This is a genomic window from Actinosynnema sp. NPDC023658 (genome assembly GCF_040639995.1).
Lineage (GTDB): Bacteria > Actinomycetota > Actinomycetes > Mycobacteriales > Pseudonocardiaceae > Actinosynnema.
The window spans coordinates 1-1,791 of sequence record NZ_JBFAAX010001078.1 but is presented as its reverse complement, the minus strand read 5'-3'; the positions used below and the strand labels follow the sequence as shown (position 1 = coordinate 1,791).

Genomic DNA, 1,791 nt, shown 5'->3' with positions numbered 1-1,791 from the left:
GAAGCGGGGTAGCCGGGAACCGGTGGAACCAGCGGGTGCCGGCCCGGTGCGCGCCGGGGTGTCGGGCGCGGCAGGTAGGATTCCCGCCGGTGGTGAGGCTCGGCCCACCCCGCGCCCGGTGTCGACGACGTCCCGGAGCCAGCCCCTCCGCCGTGGTCAGGAGACGACGCGTGCCCGTTCCGCCTCGCGCCCTGTCCTGCCCGCCGTAGCGGGTCGTCCCCGTCCCGATCCCGACCGCCGCGGCGCTGCCCGGCGGGTCCACGTCCGCGTGCCCGACGAGCGCGCCCGAGCACGACAGGGTGGTTGTGAACCCCTCCGCACCGAACACCCCGGCACCTTCCCGCCCGTCCCGGCGGGTCCCGCAGGCGTTGCGCGAGCTGCGGGTCCTGCGCGACCCCAAGGTCCTGCGCGACCCCAAGGTCCTGCGCGACCCCAAGGTCCTGCGCACCGAGGTGCTGGCGGGGCTCGTGGTGGCCTTGGCGCTGATCCCGGAGGCCATCTCGTTCTCGGTCATCGCCGGGGTCGCGCCCAGCGTCGGCCTGTTCGCCTCGTTCACCATGGCCGTGGTGATCTCCGTCGTCGGCGGGCGACCGGCGATGATCTCCGCCGCCACCGGCGCGGTCGCCCTGGTCGTCGCACCGCTCACCCGTGAGCACGGCCTCGGGTACCTGGTGGCCGCGGTGATCCTGGGCGGCCTGGTCCAGGCGGTGCTCGGCGGGCTCGGCGTGGCCCGGCTGATGCGGTTCGTGCCGCGCTCGGTGATGGTCGGATTCGTCAACTCCCTCGCGATCCTGATCTTCCTGGCCCAGGTCCCCGAGCTGGTCGACGTGCCGTGGGCGGTCTACCCGCTGGTGGTCGGCGCGCTGGTGCTGATGGTGCTGTTCCCCAAGCTGACCAGGGTCGTGCCCGCGCCGCTGGTGTCGATCGTGGCGCTGACCGCGTTGACGGTGGGCGCGGGCATCGCCGTGCCGACGGTGGGCGACCGGGGCGAGCTGCCGTCGTCGCTGCCGGTGCCGGGTCTGCCCGACGTGCCGTTCACGGCGGAGACGCTGCGGATCGTCGCGCCGTACGCGCTGGCGCTGGCGCTGGTCGGGTTGATGGAGTCGCTGATGACGGCGAAGCTCGTGGACGACCTCACCGACACCCGTTCGGACAAGAGGCGGGAGTCGATCGGGCAGGGCGTCGCCAACGTGGTGACCGGGTTCTTCGGCGGCATGGGCGGCTGCGCCATGATCGGCCAGACGATGATCAACGTGAAGAACGGCGCCCGGACCCGGCTGTCGACGTTCCTGGCCGGGGCGTTCCTGCTGGTGCTGTGCGTGGTGTTCGGGCCGGTCGTGTCGCGGATCCCGATGGCGGCGCTGGTCGCGGTGATGGTGCTGGTGTCGTTCGGGACGTTCGACTGGCACTCGGTCGCGCCCGCCACGCTGCGCCGGATGCCCGCGGGGGAGATCGGCGTCATGGTCGTCACGGTGGCGGTGGTGGTGGCCACGCACAACCTGGCCATCGGCGTCGTGGTGGGTTCGATCACGGCCATGGCGGTGTTCGCCCGGCGGGTCGCGCGCGTGGCCACCGTCGAGGCGCGGCCCGACCCCGACGGCGGGCGGGTCGTCTACGCGGTGACCGGTGAGCTGTTCTTCGCCTCCAGCAACGACCTGGCCCACCGGTTCGACTACGCGGGCGACCCGGACCGGGTGGTGATCGACCTGTCCGCCGCGCACATCTGGGACGCCTCCTCCGTCGCCGCGCTGGACGCCGTCACCGCGAAGTACGCCGACCGGGGCAAGACCG

The 1,791-nt window shown here is 73.2% G+C and carries 1 protein-coding gene; it reads left to right on the top strand.

Annotated elements, in window-relative coordinates; translation table 11 throughout:
• Window positions 1-377: 377 nt before the first annotated feature.
• A partial coding sequence (locus tag AB0G02_RS38250; protein WP_360804815.1) for a SulP family inorganic anion transporter occupies window positions 378-1,791 on the top strand: 1,414 nt, incomplete at its 3' end.